At 49.1% G+C, this 21032-nt stretch carries 20 protein-coding genes; 13 read left to right on the forward strand and 7 right to left on the reverse strand.

The genetic code is table 11. The annotated features are described in order from the left end of the window. Positions 1–87 precede the first annotated feature (87 nt). Complete coding sequence (locus IC229_RS32635; protein ID WP_190892785.1) at positions 88–678, forward strand: TlpA family protein disulfide reductase; 591 nt, start codon at positions 88–90, stop codon at positions 676–678. A gap of 333 nt (positions 679–1011) precedes the next feature. Here the strand turns inward: IC229_RS32635 and IC229_RS32640 are convergent, their stop codons facing one another. Then, positions 1012–1428, reverse strand: a complete 417-nt coding sequence (locus IC229_RS32640) for a hypothetical protein (RefSeq protein ID WP_190892787.1) — start codon at positions 1426–1428, stop codon at positions 1012–1014. A 430-nt stretch (positions 1429–1858) separates the two neighbouring features. Here IC229_RS32640 and IC229_RS32645 point away from each other — a divergent pair, with 430 nt between their 5' ends. The 9 genes from IC229_RS32645 (at position 1859) to IC229_RS32680 (ending at position 7752) form a co-directional block, all read left to right on the forward strand. Further along, positions 1859–2596, forward strand: coding sequence for a LytR/AlgR family response regulator transcription factor (locus tag IC229_RS32645; RefSeq protein ID WP_190892788.1), 738 nt, complete (start codon positions 1859–1861; stop codon positions 2594–2596). A gap of 238 nt (positions 2597–2834) precedes the next feature. After that, the gene (locus IC229_RS32650) at positions 2835–3653 is read left to right on the forward strand and encodes an NAD-dependent epimerase/dehydratase family protein (RefSeq protein ID WP_223834343.1); all 819 of its coding nucleotides are present in this window, start codon (positions 2835–2837) and stop codon (positions 3651–3653) included. Next, positions 3638–3775, forward strand: a complete 138-nt coding sequence (locus tag IC229_RS35565; RefSeq protein WP_223834344.1) for a hypothetical protein — start codon at positions 3638–3640, stop codon at positions 3773–3775. Before IC229_RS32650 ends, IC229_RS35565 begins: the two co-directional genes overlap by 16 nt. Positions 3776–3966: 191 nt before the next feature. Beyond that, positions 3967–4245: a YybH family protein gene (locus IC229_RS32655; protein WP_317171688.1), complete on the forward strand. Its 279-nt coding sequence runs from the start codon at positions 3967–3969 to the stop codon at positions 4243–4245. A gap of 165 nt (positions 4246–4410) precedes the next feature. Further along, complete coding sequence (locus IC229_RS32660) at positions 4411–4854, forward strand: hypothetical protein (RefSeq protein WP_223834345.1); 444 nt, start codon at positions 4411–4413, stop codon at positions 4852–4854. A gap of 22 nt (positions 4855–4876) precedes the next feature. Next, the gene (locus tag IC229_RS36235; RefSeq protein ID WP_190892817.1) at positions 4877–5050 is read left to right on the forward strand and encodes a nuclear transport factor 2 family protein; all 174 of its coding nucleotides are present in this window, start codon (positions 4877–4879) and stop codon (positions 5048–5050) included. Positions 5051–5092: 42 nt separating this feature from the next. Beyond that, positions 5093–7069, forward strand: coding sequence for a histidine kinase dimerization/phosphoacceptor domain -containing protein (locus IC229_RS35570; protein WP_223834346.1), 1977 nt, complete (start codon positions 5093–5095; stop codon positions 7067–7069). Positions 7070–7157: 88 nt separating this feature from the next. After that, on the forward strand, positions 7158–7370 hold the full coding sequence (locus IC229_RS32675; protein WP_190892792.1) for a hypothetical protein: 213 nt from the start codon (positions 7158–7160) through the stop codon (positions 7368–7370). Positions 7371–7611: 241 nt separating this feature from the next. After that, positions 7612–7752 (forward strand): hypothetical protein, encoded by a 141-nt coding sequence (locus IC229_RS32680; RefSeq protein WP_190892793.1) that lies wholly within the window; start codon positions 7612–7614, stop codon positions 7750–7752. 69 nt (positions 7753–7821) lie between these two features. Here IC229_RS32680 and IC229_RS32685 read toward each other — a convergent pair whose 3' ends face one another. From IC229_RS32685 to IC229_RS32705, 5 genes are all read right to left on the reverse strand, one after another. Further along, entirely contained in the window at positions 7822–8088 is a 267-nt protein-coding gene (locus IC229_RS32685; protein ID WP_190892795.1) for a VOC family protein, read from the reverse strand. 524 nt (positions 8089–8612) lie between these two features. After that, a complete protein-coding gene (locus IC229_RS32690) occupies positions 8613–13259 on the reverse strand; it encodes a beta strand repeat-containing protein (protein WP_190892796.1) in 4647 nt (1548 codons plus the stop codon). Between the two features lie 608 nt (positions 13260–13867). Continuing rightward, positions 13868–14341 carry an ester cyclase gene (locus tag IC229_RS32695; RefSeq protein WP_190892798.1) on the reverse strand — a complete coding sequence of 158 codons (474 nt, stop codon included), beginning with the start codon at positions 14339–14341 and terminating at the stop codon, positions 13868–13870. Between the two features lie 273 nt (positions 14342–14614). Beyond that, positions 14615–15373 (reverse strand): dienelactone hydrolase family protein, encoded by a 759-nt coding sequence (locus IC229_RS32700; RefSeq protein WP_190892800.1) that lies wholly within the window; start codon positions 15371–15373, stop codon positions 14615–14617. Between the two features lie 1043 nt (positions 15374–16416). Next, on the reverse strand, positions 16417–17670 hold the full coding sequence (locus IC229_RS32705; protein ID WP_190892802.1) for a hypothetical protein: 1254 nt from the start codon (positions 17668–17670) through the stop codon (positions 16417–16419). Positions 17671–17880: 210 nt separating this feature from the next. Between IC229_RS32705 and IC229_RS32710 the strand changes: the two genes are divergently transcribed. The 3 genes from IC229_RS32710 to IC229_RS32720 all read left to right on the forward strand — a co-directional run bounded on the left by IC229_RS32710 (position 17881) and on the right by IC229_RS32720 (position 20357). Continuing rightward, on the forward strand, positions 17881–18666 hold the full coding sequence (locus IC229_RS32710) for a DoxX family protein (protein WP_190892804.1): 786 nt from the start codon (positions 17881–17883) through the stop codon (positions 18664–18666). Between the two features lie 479 nt (positions 18667–19145). Beyond that, positions 19146–19727 (forward strand): dihydrofolate reductase family protein, encoded by a 582-nt coding sequence (locus IC229_RS32715; RefSeq protein ID WP_190892806.1) that lies wholly within the window; start codon positions 19146–19148, stop codon positions 19725–19727. A 243-nt stretch (positions 19728–19970) separates the two neighbouring features. Beyond that, positions 19971–20357 carry a hypothetical protein gene (locus tag IC229_RS32720; RefSeq protein ID WP_190892808.1) on the forward strand — a complete coding sequence of 129 codons (387 nt, stop codon included), beginning with the start codon at positions 19971–19973 and terminating at the stop codon, positions 20355–20357. Between the two features lie 252 nt (positions 20358–20609). Here the strand turns inward: IC229_RS32720 and IC229_RS32725 are convergent, their stop codons facing one another. Then, positions 20610–20945 carry a LytTR family transcriptional regulator DNA-binding domain-containing protein gene (locus IC229_RS32725; RefSeq protein ID WP_190892810.1) on the reverse strand — a complete coding sequence of 112 codons (336 nt, stop codon included), beginning with the start codon at positions 20943–20945 and terminating at the stop codon, positions 20610–20612. Positions 20946–21032: the final 87 nt, after the last annotated feature.

A 21032-nucleotide genomic window follows, 5' to 3' on the forward strand; every position in this document is an offset into this window, starting at 1 on the left:
GGTTGGCGGATTATGCCAGCAGCCAAAGCCTGCGTAAAGCGGTCGAGCGGATTCTGAGTCAGGTCGGCCAAGAATACCCCATTAATTTTGCTTAACCCCTTAAGCGGCTCAGTAGACAATCCAAATTGGGTTGAGACAAAATTTAAGAAACAATTCCCTGCTCAGTTTGACTACTTGGTCGATTACATCAAACAACGCGCCAGTAGCAATGTGAAGCTGTTGCGGTCTGGCGATAAAGCCCCCAATTTCGCGCTGGTCGATGCGAATGATTCGCTCATCACGCTCAGTCAGTACAAGGGTCAGGTAGTTTACCTAAGTTTCTGGTTCACGACCTGTGGGGGCTGCCTTCAGGAAATGCCCTATGAGAACAAACTGGTTGAGCAGTTCAAGGGTAAACCCGTCAAAATTGTTAGCATCTGCATTGGCACGCCGGGAGCGGCCGATGCGCAACAGTTGCCCAAGTGGAAAGCGGTCTCGAAACGGTTTGGTTTAAAAACTATTGATCTGTATGCGAACCGTGCCTGGACCAAAACGTTGAGTGAAAAATACATCGTGAGCACATACCCTCATTACGTGCTGATTGGCGCCGACGGAACGATTATTGAAAACTTCGCCGACCGTCCCAGTCAGGGCGTTGTTGCTAAAATCGAGAATGCCTTAACCGCCGGGAGTAACTAACCATTGGCGTCTGCTGCTGAGTAGCCTTCATGCGGGGCGGGTCAGGGCAAGGTGGTAGTAAAAGTCAAGTGGCTGGTATGTTCCTTAAAGGGATCGCCACTAAGTATGCTCAGGTATACCTGATGGGCGTTCTTATCGTCAATTAAACCGGTCAGCCCACTACCTAGGCTTTACCGGTTACAGGTCACCTAGTGGGGGTAGGTGGCGGATTCTATACCAGCAGTGGAACGGCCCAAATAGGTTAACTACTTCATCATAAAACGCCCGCATTACGGGTGCGCAACTAGTGCTTTCAGTAGTTGCCTTTCTGTTATTTAAGTGGCAATTGGTACTCTACGGTCTATATCTTAATATCAACCGTTTGTTAACTGTGTTCGCTATTCCTTCGTAAGTGATCCTTATTGGATACTGGGCTGTCAGGGCATCTTCATCCAACACTCGGATGCGATTGGCGTTCGGAATGAACACATAATCCTCATCGATTTCAAGCACTCGATCCCCCGAACTGAGCCGAACAGTCGTTTGATTAACCCCGAGGGGTAGGCGAATTTCATTGCCTGATCGACTCTTGGATGGATAGAAAAATACAGTCGACCACTGGGTTTGATTTGGGTTAATATCCGAAGCCAGCTTAAAATGATATCGTTGTTGAGCGGGAACAGAATCTGGCTTACTAGTAAAGGCCGTTGAACACCCGAATGTGGGTGAACCTGAAAGGGTAAGTAAGGATAGTAGGCCTAGAATCATCATTATGGCAAGATTTAAAGCTATCAACCTTGGTAAACAACGTCAAAAACAGGTTTTTCTGTTGTTTAACCTGTTTTGTAGTAGCCAAAGTAAAAAGCTACAAGTTAAATACTGGTTTATAGCCCGTCTTTTAAAACGCCTGAAAAGTGAGGCATCTTTTAGGCCACTTTCGTCTCAAGTGGGAGCGTTTTTGCGAGACGGTGATTTTTTAATATCTGTCCAATGTGATCCATCGCATTCGTGCCATAAATTCTTTTTATCCGAATGGCTTCACTTAATCAAGTCATTGATTTTCATAACTATAAAATTTGAGTTTACTTCGTAGCAGATTTATAGTATTGATTACGCTGCCAGCGCTGCCGAGGATACGCGGTATCGAGTTCAACCTTCGATACACGCGTAATGATTACTTGACGAACGATCAACAAATAGAATGGACAACCCCTTGAAGTTGCTCGTCGTGGAGGACGACATGATCATTGCCGCCAACATCGCCCTGCAACTCACTAAACTTGGCTATGAGGTCAGCGGGATTGTGCCTAGGGGCGAAGAAGCCATTCAACATGCTGAAACCAACCGGCCTGACCTGATTCTGCTCGATATCAGTCTTAAAGGGGCACTCGACGGTATCGACACGGGCCATGCGATCCATCAGCGGTGGAACATCCCGATTATTTACGTCACGGCCAATACTGACGAGGCCACCTTTGCCCGGGCAAAAAAAACGTATCCCTACGCCTACCTCTCCAAGCCGATCCGGGCTATTGAGCTACAACGGGCTATCGAACTGGCCATGAGCCGCCTGGTCGACGAGCCGCCCACCTCAGCCCACCCTGCGCCCGACGCGCCCTTTGTGCTCAGTGACCGGATTTTTGTGCGGCACCGCGAAAAGATCGTCAAGATTTTCATCGCCGATATTCTCTACGTGGAAGCCGACCGAAACTATTGCCACCTCTACACGACCGATAAAGAATACCTGCTGACAACGACCCTGAAGGTGATGGAAGACAAACTCCCGGTGGCCTATTTTTTACGGGTACACCGCTCTTATCTGGTAAATCTGACGCAGGTCGATGAGGTAGGCGAAGGCCATATTGGAATCGGGGGTAAAACGATCCCGCTCAGCCACCTTTTGCGCGAGGCACTACTGAAACGAATCCAGACCATTTGAGGCTCGCGATCAGCCGTTCGGCAAGACCGACAACCCGCCCTTGCCGTTTACACACCCGGTAAGAAAACAACCCCTTTCGGACAGTATTACCCCACGTTCGTCCCGACCCGTTTGGTGTCGGTAACTGGTTCGTACACTTTTGTCAGGCCGGAAGTCGTCCGTGTCCGGCCCGACTTGGCGTATTCGCCTGCGAGGTAATTACCTCATTATCATTTATCAAACCAAACTTAAAAACACCATGCAAACCGTAGGTATTATTGGTGGAGCCGGCTTCATTGGCAGCTATGTCACCCGCAAATTTCTGTCCGAAGGCTATGACGTGCGGGTTCCCGTCCGCGACCTCACCAAAAAAGAACGGTACGATCATCTCGACCAGTTAGAAAATGCCGTGTACCACCTTGACATCGTGGAGATGGACGTGCAGGACGAAACCGCTCTGCGGGATTTTCTGTCCGGTTGTGACATCGTGGTTCACAGCGGTACGCCGTTTCAACTTGCCGTGGAAGACCCGCAGCGCGATCTGCTCGACCCGCCCATCCGGGGAACCGAGAATTTCCTGAAACTGGCGGGTGAGATTCCTTCGCTCAAAAAAGTGGTGTTCGTCGGCTCGGTCGCGTCGCTCAACACGGCTTACCCGTTGCCCGTCCCCAACCGCCCTGCCGACCATGTCTATACCGAAGCAGACGAACCACATCACGACGCCGATGATCACCCCTACGCTCAGGCCAAGTACTACGCCGACCAGGTCGTGCGCCAGTTTGTAAAAACCCATCCTGACCTGGGTTTTGAAGTCGTGAGCGTGTACCCCACCTTCGTGACGGGGCAGTCGTTGTCGGGCCGGGACGATTCGTCGTCAATGGAAATGCAGTATCTGTTCAAAAACAGGCTTGCACCCAATCCCTTCGTGGAGATGATGTTTGCGAAAAACGTCGAGTTTGCCATGGTGTCGGTTGTGATGTGGCCGAGGGCATTTTCCGGGCCGCGACCACCACCGGGCTGCACGGCCGGAACTACCTGCTCGCCAACGGAAGCCACACCATATTGGACATCACGCTAATGCTCAACGGGCAAAAACCCGTCGGCGCGGCCCGTACCGTGTACAGCAATGCAGCCGCGACGCTGAACCTCGGTATGCAGTTCCAGCCCGTCCACGTCCTGCTGAGCGAATACGCCGGCTAATCAGGTCATTGCTTTTCTCTTTTACCCCCAATCCAATTTTCCCGATGAAAACCAGTTCAACCCTCCGATTTCCCATGAAAACCAACCAAACTGCCCCCGTTCTGGCCGTTGTTATGACCCTGTTCCTGTTTGCCGTCGGTTGCAGTTAACCCGCCAAAGAAACGCCCGCCACTGCCGAGGAACTCTTCCAGGTGAATCGCGATTTTGTGAAAGCATTAAACGTTAAGGATGCTACGGCAGCCGCTAATTGCTACGCAGAAGATGCCGTAATACTGCCGCCCGGCCAACCCACCGTGACGGGTCACGAAGCCATTCAGAAATACTGGCAGGGCTTCCTGGATGGTGCGGGCTACGTTGATGACACCGTCTCGACGATCGCCACGGGCAGCAACGGCGACTTAGGTTATGAAATTGGCACGGCTGACCTCCACCTGAAAGGCCCTGACGGGAAAATTGTAACTGAAAAATAAAATATACTATCGTTCTCAAACGCAATGCGGAGGGCAAGTGGCTCCAGACCTATGATTGCGGAATCCGGTTGCTAATCCTACGGCTAAATAGGTCAATAACCTCAATTAATCCTGCTGAAAAACCCCATTTTCACTTCACAAACCCCAATGTAAACCAAACCCGCTTTGCCCATCCTGGCCATTTTTGCCGCCCTCCTCCTGTTTGCCGCCGGTTGCAACGCACCCGCCAGGGAAACGACTACAAAAACCACCGACGTGTCGTCCATGACACCTGAGAAAAAGCAAGCGATTGAAACCGAAATTTCTGGCCTTGTCAAAGAATTCTTCCAACAGGTCGAAAAACTGGACATTGAAACGTGCATGACTTACTTTAAAAATACGCCTGATTTTCAGGCGGTCAATCCCGATGGCACCTTCGGGGATTACAACGCCCTCAAGAAGCTAAATGCGGATGGGTTTAGCCAGATGGCTACGTTCAAGTTGACTCCGAAAAAGGAGGCCATCCGGGTTTTGTCCGACTCGCTGGTGCTTTATACGTTCTCTATGGGTCAGGGGGTAACGCTCAAAACCGGCCAGAAAATAAAATACGAACACAGCAGTCGATTTTAAGCGAACCAATTCGTTTGATTTCATCAGCACCACAACCGATAAAACTACGGCCTGGGTCACGTATCGCCTTCGGTCAACAATAGCCAAAAACGCAAACTTAACCACAGTGCTATTGCTGGAAACCGTAGCTTTAGTAAAAGAAAAAAAACGGTGGAAGGTCAGGCACTTACACTCAACGCTGATTAAACGAAGTTAACAAAACAGGCAAGGTATTAACCCGGAATAGAACGGAGAAATTATGACCAGACTTACCTACTTCCTGCTCTGCCTGCTGATCGGCGCATCGGCAATGGCCCAAATCGCGCCAACGCCTAAACCAACTCCCGCCAGCATCTACAAACTAGCCAACGGCGTGACGCTGCAATCGCTGCCGTTAGATACGGTATTTGCCAAATTAGACATAGCAACCAACGAGATGACCGGCCCGACTGATGCCCAGGTAAGACAGGACGTGTGGCAGACGCTGGCGCGGGCCGAAGCCACCAGGATGCCGTTATTTATCGCCAAAGCCCATCAACAGATAGCGAATTGGCACTACGGCAGTATGAGTTCCGAAAACGCGGATTCGATTTATTTCCACAACCAGAATGCCCTGACGCTGTTGCTCCAGACCAACGACAACGAAGCGATCAGTAAAGCCTACAAAACGGTTGGTGACAATTTGGGGGACTTGCAACGATTTGCCCAGGCCGAAGTCCAGTATTTCAAGGGGCTACGACTGGCCGAAGCCATCAAGTCGCCGAAAATCGTCAATCCGATGTATGCCGCGCTTGCCAAACTGTACCTCAAGACGAAAGACTTTGCCTCGGCTCTTAAATACAGTCAGTTAGCGGTTTCGGCCTATCAGAAAGAAGGGGATGCGCTCCCGTTGATTCGGGCATTGATTGTTTTGAACAACATCTACATCGGACTGAAACAACCTGAAAAGGCCCTGGCGACCGTTAACCAGGCGTTGGCGTTGCTCCCAAAAATGCCAGCAGACCTCCGGGCCGAGGAATCGTACAACGTGCGGGCCTGGCGCGGAAAAGCGTACCGGGCGTTAGGGCGATACGACGAAGCCTTAGCCGATTTTGAGTACGCCTGGAAAGGCATACAGGGGGTGTACGGAGCCGCGAACGCCAATGGCTGGAAAGGCGATGTCGGCAGCATCTACTTCCTGCGCGGCCAGTATGCCCGGGCCGTGCCCTATCTGAAAGATTACATCAATCACCTCAAAAACAGAAAGGTCTATTTCCCCGAAGAGCTACAGAAACACTATGGCTGGCTGGCCGAATCGTACAAGGCACTGCGGCAACCCGATTCGGCATACCTATACACGGCGGGTGGTCATGCGCTGGAGGTCAATGCGTTACGGCAGCAGAACGAGACGCTCCGAAAAGAACTGCTCATCAAGTACGAAACCCAGCAAAAAGACCAGACCATCGCCCAACAGTCGGGGCAAATTGAGCAACAGCGGCAAATACAACGGCTCAGTTACGGCATCGGCGGGTTGTTGGTGCTGCTCCTGGCGAGTACGTTTTTTAGCTACCGCAACAGCCGAAAATCGGCCCGGCAGTTGCAGGCGTTGAACGAAAATCTGGCGACGACCAACGCTGCCCTCGATAAGCGCAATGCCGAGAACGAACTGCTGTTGAAGGAGATTCACCACCGGGTCAAAAACAACCTCGAAGTGGTGTCGAGCTTGTTGGCCTTGCAGTCGGCTAAAATCACCGACCCCAACGTGCAGGAAGCCATACAGGCCAGCCAGAACCGGGTGCAGAGCATGGGTATTATCCACCAGAAACTCTACCAGGGCGAGCAGTTAGCGGCCATCGAAATGCGCGATTACTTCACCAACCTGAGCGAGAGCATCCTCGATTCGTTCGATGCCGCCGGGCGTGTCAAAATTGATTGCTCCATGCCCGAACTGGTCTTAGACATCGACACGGCTATTTCGGTGGGATTGATAACCAACGAGTTGCTGACCAATTCGCTGAAATATGCGTTCGTCGGTAAGGACAGTGGCACCATCCGCATCAGCCTGACGCGTCGACCCGACGACGATTCGTTTCTGCTTCAGGTGGCCGACAACGGCGTCGGCAAACTACCCGGCGACCCGGCCAAAGGAACAGGTTTTGGCACACAACTGATTGACCTGCTCACCCGGCAATTAGGTGGCACGCTGACCTACGAAAACCAAAATGGCACGCTGGTCAACCTCCGATTTACCCGATAAAACCTAAATTTTGGTATCTATTTTTCAGAAGCCGAGGGTTCCTGTTTCTCCCGTATCTTTAGGCATCTAACCCAGTTCACCGCTTCGAATGGTATCGCCTAATAAGAGCTTCATTACTAAACTTGATCGATTGATCGACGAGTGGTTCGATGTCTCGTCGCTTTCAGCTGATTCGCTCTGTCATGAACTGAATGTTAGTCGGTCGCACCTGTACCGTTCCCTAAAAAAACCATTCTCCGTTTTTGGTTTCGCTGTATATCCGCCAACGTCGGCTGTTGGTCGCCAAGTAATTGGTGGCTAGCACTGACCTCCGCATTTCGGAGATTGGTGATGCGGTGGGCATGACGAACCCCCAAAATCTCAGCAAGTAATTCACGGCAGAGTTTACCCTGAGTTCGTCCGAGTTTCGCGAAACAAGACTGTCCACCCTGCCCGAAACTCTTGAGTTGGCTCCAGTTGCGAATTTTATCGAACCGTTGATCAATAATTTATCTGCCGACGTTCCGCCCATTCGCCAACGCCCATTTTGGTATTGGGGGTAGGTGCTGATTGAGCTTGCTTTAGTTGTGTTAAGTGGTGCGGGCGGGTTGGTCTGGTGGCAATGGCAGGCAGAATGGATTACGCAGAAACAGGTGCTTTCAGGACTACACCTGCCAGCCAACAAAAGCCGCGTCCGGAGTTAACGGACGCGGCTCTTTGTAAACTATTTTTTTCAACACACCCGTCCATTTTAATGCAACCATTTCAGCACTTTAGGCATAAGTCGGAAATTTACCGGCTCCGGCGGCCCGGCTGTTTGTTTGGTTATGCCCAATAATGTAAGTAAAGAGGTGTTCGGCTAGTTGCCAGACGGCTTCCACATCGTTGGGTAAGAAACTGGGTTCACAGCCGAAAAGCCGTTGATACCAATCCAGCGACTTGGCATAATTTGACACCGGTATACCCACAAATAGATCCTTTCCTTGCCCATTTAATCCGAGTTTGATTTGCCATAATCCATTCGATCTACTAATGAACAATAAGCAGATTTATGACCTTAACTAACTGTAAACAATTCCCTTATGGGACTGATTGTGCCGCAGTGGTCGGGAACGGTTTGACCGTTATTAAATATGTGAGGTTTACAATGACGCTCCTTCGTCTCGTGCGGGAGCCTTTTTATAAGACGGTAATCTTTTACTAGCTGGTCAATACAATCCGTCGCATACGCCACTAACCGGGAAACTTAGTAGGCTACAGTGACCTAAAGAACCCAGCAGGGAAAACCAGGTAGTCAACTGTTAAAACCAAAAACCCCTACGCGTCAGGTTGGAGAACCGCTACGTAGGGGACGCGTGGACAAGGTTACCAATCAAGCCCACCGGGGTAAAGGTAAGCCCATTCCAAACAACATCTAGTCTACATGCCCAAAACACCACTCAACCTCCAAGGGGTTCTATGCCGCTTATTCGTCTCGGGTGGGAGCGTTTCCTGAGAATATATAAATGATGGTGATACCATTCATTACACAGAACTTGTCAGGGGAATTCATGTGTATCACCAATCAAAAACCCAACCTCAGCGTAGCACCACTCTGATACGTTAGTTGTCCACCTGCGCTGTGACGTAGCGTTTTGACCTGTGCTACGTAGCTGGTGGGCAAACTTACTACGTGGTTCAGCTGTACTACGTCGGTGCTAATGGGCACTACGTTACACGACCACACCGTCGGATCGTCCCAACTCCCCGCTTTCAGGGTCAGGATCGTCCCCGTACAACTGCCAAACTCATAAGCGCCCATATCGACCCGACCGCCAGCAATTCGGGGATTACCCGCCAGATCCATGCTTGTTCCTACCGTAGCGGTAGTCGAGGCTGGGTTGCCCGCGTTGATGGCGGCTGAACCCGTAGCCAGTTGCGTACCGGTTGTGCTGGCAAAGGGTGTTACGTTCGTGGAGATAGTACCCGCGCCAGTCGTGTTACCAGACTGGCTGTCAACGCCCGGCTCATACAAACTGTGCGACAGATTGACCGTAGCTCCCGAGGCATTGACGAAAGGGACAGAGCCATTGTTATTGAAGACGATACAGTTCACCAACGTAGCAGCCGCATTGGTGCTGGTACCACTGTTAACGTGGATATTGGCGAGGACCGATCCCTGCCCGGTGGGTGCCGAATTACCCTGAAACGAGCAGTTGATCAGAACCGGCTTGGCCGTACCGGTGTAACTTCCGGCACCGTCGTCACTGCCATTGGTGCAGATAGCCCCGCCCCGGATAGTGGCTGAGTTGTTCTGGAACGAGCTACCCGTAATGGTCGGGCTGGCCGTGCCGCCGTAGGCATAGTTGTGGATGGCACCACCTCCATCGGAACTGGCATTTCCGCTCGACGCTACATTGTTAACGAACAGGCAATTCAGGATTTTTGGGCTGGATTTAGTGGTGTAATTAAGCTGGCCGTTGGCACTTTGTGCGCGATTAAAGATGGCCCCACCGCTACCGTTTTGCACGATATTGTTCTGAAATCGACAAGTCTCAATAATTGGACTGGCATCGCCCCCGTTGGATGCATAATTGTAGAGCGCGCCCCCACCGCTTAAGGCATAGTTGTTCATGAACCAGCAGTTGCGGATAGTGGGGCTACAGACGCCCCCGACCGCTTCATTGTACATGACCCCACCAACAGCTTTTCCCGCCTGAGCGCCAGTGTTGTTAGCGAGAGCATAAGCCAGTACAAAGCCATCGAGGACAGCCGTGTTGGTCAGGTTGTTGCCGTTGCGAAACAGATTGTAGGCACTGACATTGACGTTGTTGGCAATATCGGCGCTGAGGGTCGTGCTGGAGGGAACTGTGACACTGATAGCGGGACGCTGGCTCAATGCAGTTTCGTTGCCGACAAAGCCACCGTAGATAGCTACGTTGGGGCGCATCGTGAACGTACCGTCGCGGTCGTTGGTGGTGGTCGGTTTATACGTACCCGCGGCCACCCAGACCGAGCCAATGCCAACGCAGGTAGCCGCCTGATTAATAGCCGTTTGCAGAGCGGTTCCGGCATAGGCATTACTCCAGCTACTGCCATTCTGCGAACCCGCGCCAGTCTGTGTTACGTATACAGGTGTACACGTAACGCTTACTACTACGCTGGTTACGGAAGAGCAAGCACCGGTGGTACCCGTTACCGAATACGTTCCGGATGTATTTACCGAAATGGACGGCGTACTGGCCCCCGTACTCCACTGATACGTAGTGGCTCCGGCTGACGCCGTCAACGTAGTACTCTGTCCTGTAGCGATGGTTAATGACGGATTGGCCGCAATGTTGACAACCAGCAACGTAGCGTTTAGTGTTGTGGATACAGAGACAGTTTTACTACAACCGCTGGCGTTGTCCAGCACCGAAAAATAAACGACCTGACTGCTGCCTGGCGTTCGGTTTATGGATGCGAAGGTATTAGTACTTTGGTTGAAGGTTCCTGCTGGCTGGGTCAACGCCTGATCGGAATACCACGTAGTGCCGACCGTAAGCTGATTGCTGCTACCACCCAGTTGAAGAGCCGGGATGAAGGAGGGACTACAACTACTGACCGGAGCGGCAATCAGTTTGTTATTGGTTACGTTGGGAATAAGGTTGCCTAGCGGATATTCCAGAATCCCGTTGTTCGTCAGTGTACCGGTGTTGCTGTGGGGTTGCGTGGTTCGGAGCGTAAACAGGCCCGCATTGGTGAAACTGCTCCCGTTGGCCAAGTTATCGAACACCGTCAACGTAGCACAGGCATTATTGGCGAACGTACCGGTATTGGTAATGCCATCGGTGCCAATGCTGGCCGACGTACCGATGGAAATCGTGGCATTGTTGGTGAAACTAGCCGTTAAGGTGCCACTATTGGCATTGCTAATCCCCTGCTGACCCGTCCGATCAATCTGGATAAGGCCACCGGCGTTGTTACTGAATTGTTGGTTGTTGAGAAGGCCCGTCAGACCATTCTGGACGCTGGCCCCAATCTGGATCAGTCCCACATTCTGAAAATTGGCGGTTCCGGCTGTTCTGGATGCCAGCGGTTCACCCTTTATGCTGTTCAAAAGCCCAGGGCCGAGGTAGCCATCGATGTAGATTTTGCCGCCCGACTGATTCATAAATTTATCCAGGTTCCAAATGCCACTGCCTGGCTGACCTGCCGTTTCCTGAAAAGCAAGTCGGATGGTTCCGTTATTGGCAAAGACCGCACTGGAGCTTGTCGGAATACCATTATAAATGCCAAAGTTGGTCCCATCAACCCGAATCAAGCCCGTAGCGGTATTGGTAAACGACGCTTCATTATTGATGCCTGCTGAATACGTGGTTGATACCGCGCGGCCAATGACTAAGGTTCCACTGTTGGCAAACGTCGTCATCAACGTTGACGAATGCGCATTAGCAAGCGCATCGGTAGCAGTCCCGGAAATATGGAGATCAACGAGCCCCGTTACGGCATTCGTAAACGATCCGCCGGCATAGTTTAGAAGGCAAAAGTTGCGGACCGTTGGCGTAGCGCCAATGATGAGGGTCGCTGAGTTGCTGAACGCCCCCCCATTGTTTGACAAGCCAGTCAGTACCTGATCAATGCGAATGATCCCCCCCGTATTATTAACGAACTGACCATTGATACTCGTAACACTCGTGACCTTCGAATTGTCGATGCCGGTCGTTAGGGTAGTCGTTCCGCCCAGCGTGATCTGAGCCGTATTAGTCAATGAATTAAAGTTTCGAATACCCGTACTTCCCCCGTCAATACGGATATCGCCCCCGGCCGAATTGCTAAACGGCGCCAAATTGTAAATCCCCACCGGAGCTGTTTGCCCATTCAAACTGGCAGGGAGGGGGGCAATGGAGCCAATCTTGATTTGGCCCGTATTCTGGAATACACCTGTTTCGTGTAAAATTCCGTAGAAAGCGCCCCGATCCAGGCTAAGCACACCCGTTGCGGTATTGATCAGGGTTCCCTTATTGCGAAGGCAATTATTGAAATAACCGGCGACAACGTTCCCGTTTCCGGCACTGGCGCCGATGACAACCGAACCTGAATTGATCATCGTGGAGGAGGTAGTTTCTGTTGAGATGCCCGTGCTGGTTCGGTCGATCCGAATGTCGCCCCCTGCATTGTTGAGAAAGCGCCCCGACCCCAGAACACCGATTCCCGATGAAGCTAACCCCGCAACAGCTCCAATAACAATCGTACCCGAATTGGTTACGGTGGCCGTCCCACTCAGAACAATTCCGGAGTTACCCCGATCGACCCGAATGTCGCCCCCTGTTGTATTGGTGAATGTTCCCTGCGTTTCGATCCCATTCGTACCAACCGATGCGGTATTGCCTACTACGAGCTTTCCCGAATTGGTCATCGTCGCACTGGCAACATTGGATATACCGAGCGTACTGGATCGGTCCACGCGAATGTCACCACCGGCATTATTGGTGAATGTACCCGAATTAAAAACACCCGCATTCCCACTCGTCGTCGATTCGCCCATGGTGATGGTCGCCGAGTTGATAAACGTCGAATTTACATCATTCTGAAGGCTGTTCACGCCCGATTGCTCCACCTGAATGATACCCCCTGTTGCATTGGTAAACACGGCATTGAGACCCGCTACCTGAGTCCGGTTTCGGATGCCCTGCTGGGTAAGGGGCACTGCGGTTCCCATCCGAATTTGCCCCGCATTGGTAAAGGAAGAAGCATTACCAATGCCAGCCGTAGCTCTGTCAATCTGAATAACCCCGCTACTGGCCTCGTTCGTGAACGTACCCGCGTTCAGGATACCAAAACCGCCCAGCGTAGCGCCTGAACTACCGATAATCAGCGTACCAGCTTGTTTAACCGTACCACTATTATTCAGCCCATCGTTCGTAGCGCCATTGATCGTCAGAGTTCCCCCGCTGGTGATGCTCAGCGAAGCCCCACTATTGACCACTACCGATTTGGCTACCCCTGCCGTATTGAGAATAGGCTGTCTGGCCGGGGCCGATGGAATGATCACATCATCGCTGGCGGTGGGCAGGCTAGCCGGATTCCAGTTACCCGCCGTGTTCCAGTCGGTACTGGTATTGCCTGTCCAGGTGCGCTGAGCCTGAGCCGTTAGCCCGATCAGTAGCAGCAAACAACACAGGAGAACACTACGTCCGACGTTAGCCGATGAGCGGGTTAATAAAAGTAAATACGGATAAAAATGGGTCATGAACACCTATAGAGTTAAGGAAGTTTAACAGGCAAGGAAAACGAACAACCAATAGCTTGAGTGAATATTTAGATTAAAACTAACACAAGCGCGTTCTCAAGCTGTCATTCAAGGACGAACGTACCCTAAAAGTGTCCCAAGAGGGGAATTAAGTTTTCGGATGACATAGAATCGATGGTTGGATTCGTCCAAATCGGCAACGTGCGATGCTCGGCTCGGCGGCTAGTTCACCGCCTGCCAGTGGTGGTGATTAAGGGGTATGCAGCCAGTAATTAGTTGGTTGCATGCCTATACAAACGTATCTACCAGCACTTGACCTTGCTAATACAGCGTCACAATACATCTGTTTTCGCGCTGTCTATCGTATCATTAAACGCCCGTGGCTGTTGCACAACTCATCTGGGCCATCATAATCGTTCAAATAAGCTGCATTCTCGTTGTTGTTCTATCGTCTTTAGGGCTTAAATTGTGCTCAATAGAAGCGGATTCTAGTGGATACCTTGCCGACTGGGAGTTGTGCAACAGCCACGCCCATTTCTTGAAGCAGATACATGAAGACTCCTTCGTCTCATTAGGGAGCGTTTTATGATTCTAAACCTACTTTGCTTCTATTTTGATAACTGATCTTTTAGGCCTGCTACATCAACAACCTCCCATTCTTCAGCTATTTTATTATTGACTACCCGAAAGAAGAACATTTGCTTAAATCGGACTTTCTTCCCAGTAGCGGGAATGCCCATGAATCCATTTTTTATCCTGCCAGTAGCCGTTGAATTGACCGCCACCAGATCCCCCTCGCTTACCATGCTATCAATTGTATACTGGATATCGGGTATGGCTTTGAGAATGTATTTTAACATGACAACATGGGAGCTGTCTTGACGACTATGCGTGTCTTTCCCATCCATCTGATGCCAGATATAATCGGTAGAAAAAACATCGTCCATTCGATTGAACTGTTGCTTATTTACCACTTCGTCTATATACTGTCTGACAACCTGTTTGTTGTTTACAGGGGTTTGCGCATATGAAATTTGGAAAAAGCAAAACATCAGCGGGATAAATAGCGTATTGGTTTTCATAAGAGTGTGGTTGTTTAGGCTTTCTAAATTAGTTTTTGTATCGCGTAAATAGCTGTAATTCAGGCAAATTATAAAATTTCAGGCTAAATACTCTTGTTTTATCCGTTTTATTAAATGCCCCAATATTAAAACAGATACATGAACGCTTATTCGTCTCACATGGGAGCATTAAATGAGACAGTTAGTTTTCATAATTGTCAACTTTAATTCCTAGTATACGCCCCATTGTGGTGCTTCGCAAATCTTCTCGCGCCCGGATCTCATCAACATCGTTCATTTCGATGCCTCTCCGAAAAGATCAAGTACTGCTCGCCAAGCACGCTCAGTGTGTTTTGGGTGATAGCCGACACCTGGCACGGTCGCTTGTACATGCATGATCCCGTCGGCCGGCGATCCGTCCGTGTTGGTCGGACGAGCCCAAAAAGCGTGCTGGGCACCGCCATAAATGGTTATGCGCCAGTCAAGCCCGGCATCCTGTAAGGCATGACCAAAAGCGAGCAGTTGGTCGGGAGTGACCAGTGGGTCCTCAGAGCCGGTACAGAGAAAGATGGTGCTGTTTACCTTGCACCAGTCATGGGCATCCGGTTTCGGCAGGGCGGGATGAACGACCGCGACGGCTTTGAAAGGTACGCCTGTTTGCGTAAGCTCAAGGACGATACGCCCGCCCGCACCATAGCCCAGAGCAAAGAGCCGGTTGGCATCAACATCAGGCGTCGCCAGGAGAATGTCCAGTGCTAGGCGACCAATAGCCCGCATCCGTCCTTCGTCGGCTAACAAGGGCATAGTCCGAGCCAGCATTGCGTCGGGCCGGCCAAAAAAGGTCTGTCCGCCGTGAAAGTCCATCGCGAGCGCAACATAGCCATGCCTGGCAAGATCATCAGCGCGGCTCCGTTGATAGTCGTCTAGGCCAACGCCGTCGTGTCCAATGAGAACGGCGGGCCAAGGCCCCTCGCCATGTGGCCGTGTTAAATGAGCGACCATGGTCAGGCCGTCTGCCTCGTAAAAGACTGGGGTAGTTGTGATTTCGTGCATAGCTTATACGATGAAAGGTAGAAACGGTTAGGGTAGCTATAGAGGTAACTAGCATCAACTCTAACCTAATTTGCTCTATTTGGCTACCAACTTGATTAAATTGAAGGGCCTTATTGGACCTAATTGCTTAGCGGAGCGCCCGCAGCCGCGGTGTCCTGTTGCTAAAAGACCCCCTGATTGGCTCATTGCCTTATGTAGATGTGTTTTGTTTACAAAGAACAACCCTCTTATATAAGATAGTCGTCAGTTTAAGTTGATAATTCGTTGACGTAACTTGAGATTGAACCAGTAAAACCACTATCAACTTTTGTATTTTTGATAAGTTAGTAGAAGGGGTCTCTACTCGTAATCTATATTTATTTGCTCTATATAATTTGAGGGGCTGTTGCAAAAGTTGATCAGTATATAATAAAACCGATTAGGTACTGGCAGGACAATTACCATTCCGCCTTGTCTAACGGAAGGAAAGCATAGGAACTTATTCAAGTTATACGCCACAGCGGCCACACTCATCACTTTGGCTGTGGCCGCTCGACTACGGGTGTTAATTTGGCGCAGCCCATAGTAATTGACTATACTGCCTAACACCGGCTACGATCGAAAAACACGAATATCATACTGTCCTGAATCGGTGCTATCGGGTATCCAACGAAAGCAGGAAATCAACATGTGGTCTCAGCGTACGTTTACCCTGCTCGCTTCCTGGAAGAGCAAGCAGATTTTGCGGCACTTTGAGGCAGTCGACCACTAGGCACCCGTTTATGTCAACGGCCAGATAGCGGGTAGCCACGCTGGCGGTTAGGATGCCTGTTCCTGCGATATGACCTACTATAATCAATAGGTTTATAGATATGATTAAAAACGCCCCATGTACGAACAAGAGAATTGGCGTCGTGTCACGTGGGAGCATTTGAAGAGAATTCGTGAATCCGGGAACGAGCGTTACAGGTCTGACCCCTTAGTAACTGTTCGAGGCATTTTGTCGTCCTGAAGTGGAACGCAGGCTGACAAATGAACATTACCTAGGTACCATCACAAATGATTCAGAAGTCATTTTTGTACATCACTTTTCCATCCAGGCCAATTAACTCCGTTTTATCTACTTCACATAACCCGTTTGAAATATAGCCAAGACCAGTTAGGTATTTGGTATCTGTAACAAATCGTGTTTTGTGAACCTCCTTATCATTTATTTTCACAGTGGTTATTTTATTCTTTACGAGTATTTCTATATCGGTCCACTGGCTTACATCAAAGCAAATCGACATTAAATCTGTATCAAGTCCCGGCATTACCTGCTCACCAAATTGAACCAAAGCCTCATGGGCACACCCTTTTGTGGTGCTTCTCAGAATCATAAAGGATCGCTGACAGTAAAGCTCTACTTCAATGTAGGGGCAAGCGCTACGTCTTACTTCCCGCATTCTTAGCCTGGTTTTAAATTTGAAATTATCACTGGGTACCTCCCGTTGATCAGGGTAGTAAACGTAATGATATCGCTTGTCTTTGTTAACTTCAATCCTATTCGCCAGTAATTGGGCAACAGTCAATCCAAGACTGCCATTCGTAACGAACTGATCCGCTTTAATATATTCAGGTGTGTAGTTAGCCATGTTATCAATGGCATAGAAAAACCAGCCGTTGGTGGGAATGCTTACATCAACCTCGCTGATGGCAGAATCATTGGCGATGAGTTTAGCGATATGATAACCGGGCTCGTAATATATATCGGTGAGTGTGTATTTGTTCTTGTCGATTTTTACCCTGCGATTTTTATCCCAGGATTGTTGGATAAAAAAACTGTCGGCCTGCACTTGATCGATATTATAGCTAAAAACTACTGAATTTGGGATTTCATTCGATGTCGTCTTCTGGAATGAAAAGGCGGCTTTCCCCGCATTTTTGACGGTTCTTTTTGTGGTGCTGAACATATAAATACCAGCCAGAATACACACGGCCGCTAGTATCGATAAATAGGTCAACCTGAATTTGTGTCTTCCTTTTGAAGCTGGTTGTATTTCTGGCTCATTCTTAATTCTGTCGGCTTTATAATCTTGCCAGGTCTTGTAACTGAAGTAATTGGCAATCGCATTCAGGGTAGCTATTTGCGGCAATCGGCTGAACTCTCCATAAGCAAGTCGTTTTATGGTGGTTGCACTGATCAAGATGCCTGACTTTAGCCGGAGCTGTTCCCCAATATGTTCAAAATCCCGTTGCGTCATACGAGCGAAATCTCGATACCCATTGTTATTAAATATCTCGAGCAAGCTCGTTTTTATTAAAGTTTGTTCGTCCATACTCGTTCTATGTGCTTCCTTAGGTTGGTAGGTAGATCAGAAGAGAAACGTAAAAGGCTACACACCAGATACCAGGAATATACCTCAAATCCATAATTGCTCACTTTTGCAGGACTTTGTTAAGCTTTTGTTCATGAAATTCTTATGCTCTAGTCGTTCTTGCCAGCCATTTGATCATGGGCACCGTCGACATACACGTAAGAAAATAACATGAATATTTATCTGATCATAGGCCGTATTTTTTTTGGACTCGGGATACTTGGTATTGGGCTACTGCATTTTTTCTACCCAGGAATCAGGCCAGTCATACTACCTGAATTGACAACTATTTCTTCTAATTTATCTTTTCTGGTTTATTTGACAGCACTACTGTTAATCGGTACTGGGTTCTTGATCACTATTGGAAAAAAATTTAATACGCTCTGCCTAGTAATGGGGATTCTATTCCTGGTATTATTTCTAGTTGGTCATTTACCCTGGTCATTAACAGCAGGGTCATTTAATAAGTATTGGGTCAACACTAACAAGGTTTTAGCTTTATGCGGTGAGTTCCTAGTGATTTCAACAATCAATGCGCCAAAACCGACAGATAAGATGATGCAGTTGCTGGCTAAAATCGGTCCTATTGGCCAGTATCTCTACGCGATCATGTTATATAATTTTGCTGTAGGTCATTTCAATAATTTGGAGGGAATCAGCAATATAGTGCCCAAGTATATTCCTTTTCCCCAATTCTGGACTTTCCTGGGTGGTGTTGCCCTGATGGGATCAGGGATCAGTATTTTTAGTAGGTTTAAGGTAAAAGCGATTTTGTGGCTGCTTGCCCTCAATTTATTCATCTGGTTAGTATTGCTACACCTGTATTATACGATTCTATATCCACAGTGGCAGGAAGGCGAAAATTTTATTGGTTCGTTCACCTGTTTATGTTTTTGCGGTACTGCTTTGGTTATTTCTCAAACCGCATCGAATACAATATTAACAGGCCAGCAGTGACTTACCCTTTTAAGTGGCCATGGCTACATGTAGACGGAGGAAAGATCATCCGAATCCGTTCGCAAACTGGACGCATTTGTCGCTACATCTGAAATCCTATCGGAAAACTAAAATTGAGTTTCTGGTTGACCATCATGGTCATTGTTTGGGTTGAGTTGGTTGGCCATCTGACAGTGGTGAATCAACGAAAGCGAAACAGATCGTATAGGATCTGGGACATCCGGAATAGTTCCGGGCGGCTATGGCAGTACAGAAAGTGTTGGATGGCCCCGTTTTGGTGATGCCCAAAATTCCTGCGTGACTAAACGAGTGGGCCTAGGCAGGCCTCTTTATCAAGCCCCTTTTTGTGATGCTCAGGCATTAGTCCGTGAAAGGATGGGATATGAAACTCGTCTCGCCGATCATCGCGATGACGGCGTTACTCTTGTCGCACTATTAGTATCAGTGAATTAGTAATAAACGTAAAACAAGTCAATACCGTGAGAAAGTTGATAGTACAAATGCAGATGTCGCTCGACGGGTTCGTTTCAGCGGGCCCTAACGATGAACAAAAGTGGGTGACCTGGGCCTTATCAGACATTCATGATGATGTCTTAAGGATTAGTGACCACATAGATACGATACTAATTGGCCGAAAGCTCGCCCTAGATTACATTCCCTTCTGGGAGGAGACCTTGAAGCAACTCGACCATGAGATGATCGCTTTCGCTCAACGTATCGTGGCAGCTAAAAAAGTGGTCTTTACGAAAACGATGGACCATTCGATTTGGAACAACACCGCCATTGCAACGGGTGATCTGAAGAAGGAGGTCATGGCACTGAAAAATCAGCCGGGAAAAGATATGATCGTATATGGAGGGGTAACCTTGGTAGCCTCGCTATTAAAAGAAGCATTGATCGATGAGATTAATCTGTTTATTAATCCGGTTGTGATCGGTCGTGGCGAGTCGGTGTTCAGCACCATTGAAGGTTTTCAGCAACTCAACCTTGTCAGCTCGAAGGTGTATCCAAGTGGTATCATACTGAACACCTATACACCTGCTGAACGGATAGGTAGGTAGCGTAGCTAAATTCTATCCATCGTGTGAACTGATATCACCTGAACTCGCAACCAACAAGCTGGCAAACCGGAAGCAACGCGAAGGAAACGTTAACACCCTAGTATCAGAGTAGAGGGAACAGAAAGACAATGGGTCAAAAATCAAGAACGGAAGGCAGGGTGGGTTAGGGCAAGTCTACTTTCTTAATGCACTACTGTAAGGCATACGGAAATACCTTCCACGGTACTCAGTTCTGGCAGTACAATGAAAAACAACATGAAAATCATACTCATCATTGGTATGAACACCCATACCATCGATTATACTAACCCAGAGTTACCCAAAGGCATTACCGCAGAAATGATAGAGCAAGGCACCAAAGCAACAGTGAACAAGCTGTCGAGTATAGGCTTCCAAGCTGAGTTATTTCTTATCGATGCAGGCACAGTAGCTCCTGGCAACCTGGAACAATTAGTAAGGCGAGTCAATTATGACGGTATCGTAGTGGGCAATGGCATTCGTGGAGTAGCATCCAATTTTATCTTGTTTGAACAGATCATTAATATAATACATGAAAACGCACCGAAGTCCAAGATCATTTTCAATACGCTGCCCAATAACACAGACGAAGCGGTGAAACGTTGGCTCTAGTCAAGAGTCGGTCTGTGACGCTCACTGAACTGTGTCATTATGAATTTACTCGACGTGATTTGGTTACCTAATCACCTGGTAAAACGCCCCAATAAAGTGGCAGATATATGAATGCGGCTTCGTCTCACGTAGGAGCGTTTTCATGAGAATTGAAAACCGGGATGCTCTTTGGCTTTATCCGAATCGAACGCATAGAAAATAGATGGATCTCCCCTATACTGTGGCTTACCCAGATTTGTAGCTGGCCTAATCCTAGACTGCAAGCTGACGTAAGAGATGCTTTACCTCACGAACACGCCGACGAGGGATAACTACTTCCTGCTGACTGCCCTCCACGGCCAACACTACCACTAGTTGGCTGGCCTCGTTCCGATGTCGGCCCACAATCAACTCAGGATCAACCGCCAACTGCTTGCTCAGTCGCACCAGGTAAGGAAAACGCTGACAGATGGTACCCAGGGTGATGGCCGACAGGTAGTAACTGCCGTCGTGAAAATACACATGGGTGTAGTTGCCCTCGGCCAGCGTCCAGCTTACCTGGGGCTGACTATGGGGTTGGTGGGGTTTTAAGTAGGGTGTTGGTTTCATAAACGGTTGCCGCTAGTGGCGATGCGCTGAGACTTTAGGAGCGGGGTTGGGTAGGGTCTGTAGGATAGCCAGAGACCCCCGCTCCTT

The organism is Spirosoma profusum (assembly GCF_014699005.1).
Taxonomy (GTDB): Bacteria; Bacteroidota; Bacteroidia; order Cytophagales; family Spirosomataceae; genus Spirosoma; species Spirosoma profusum.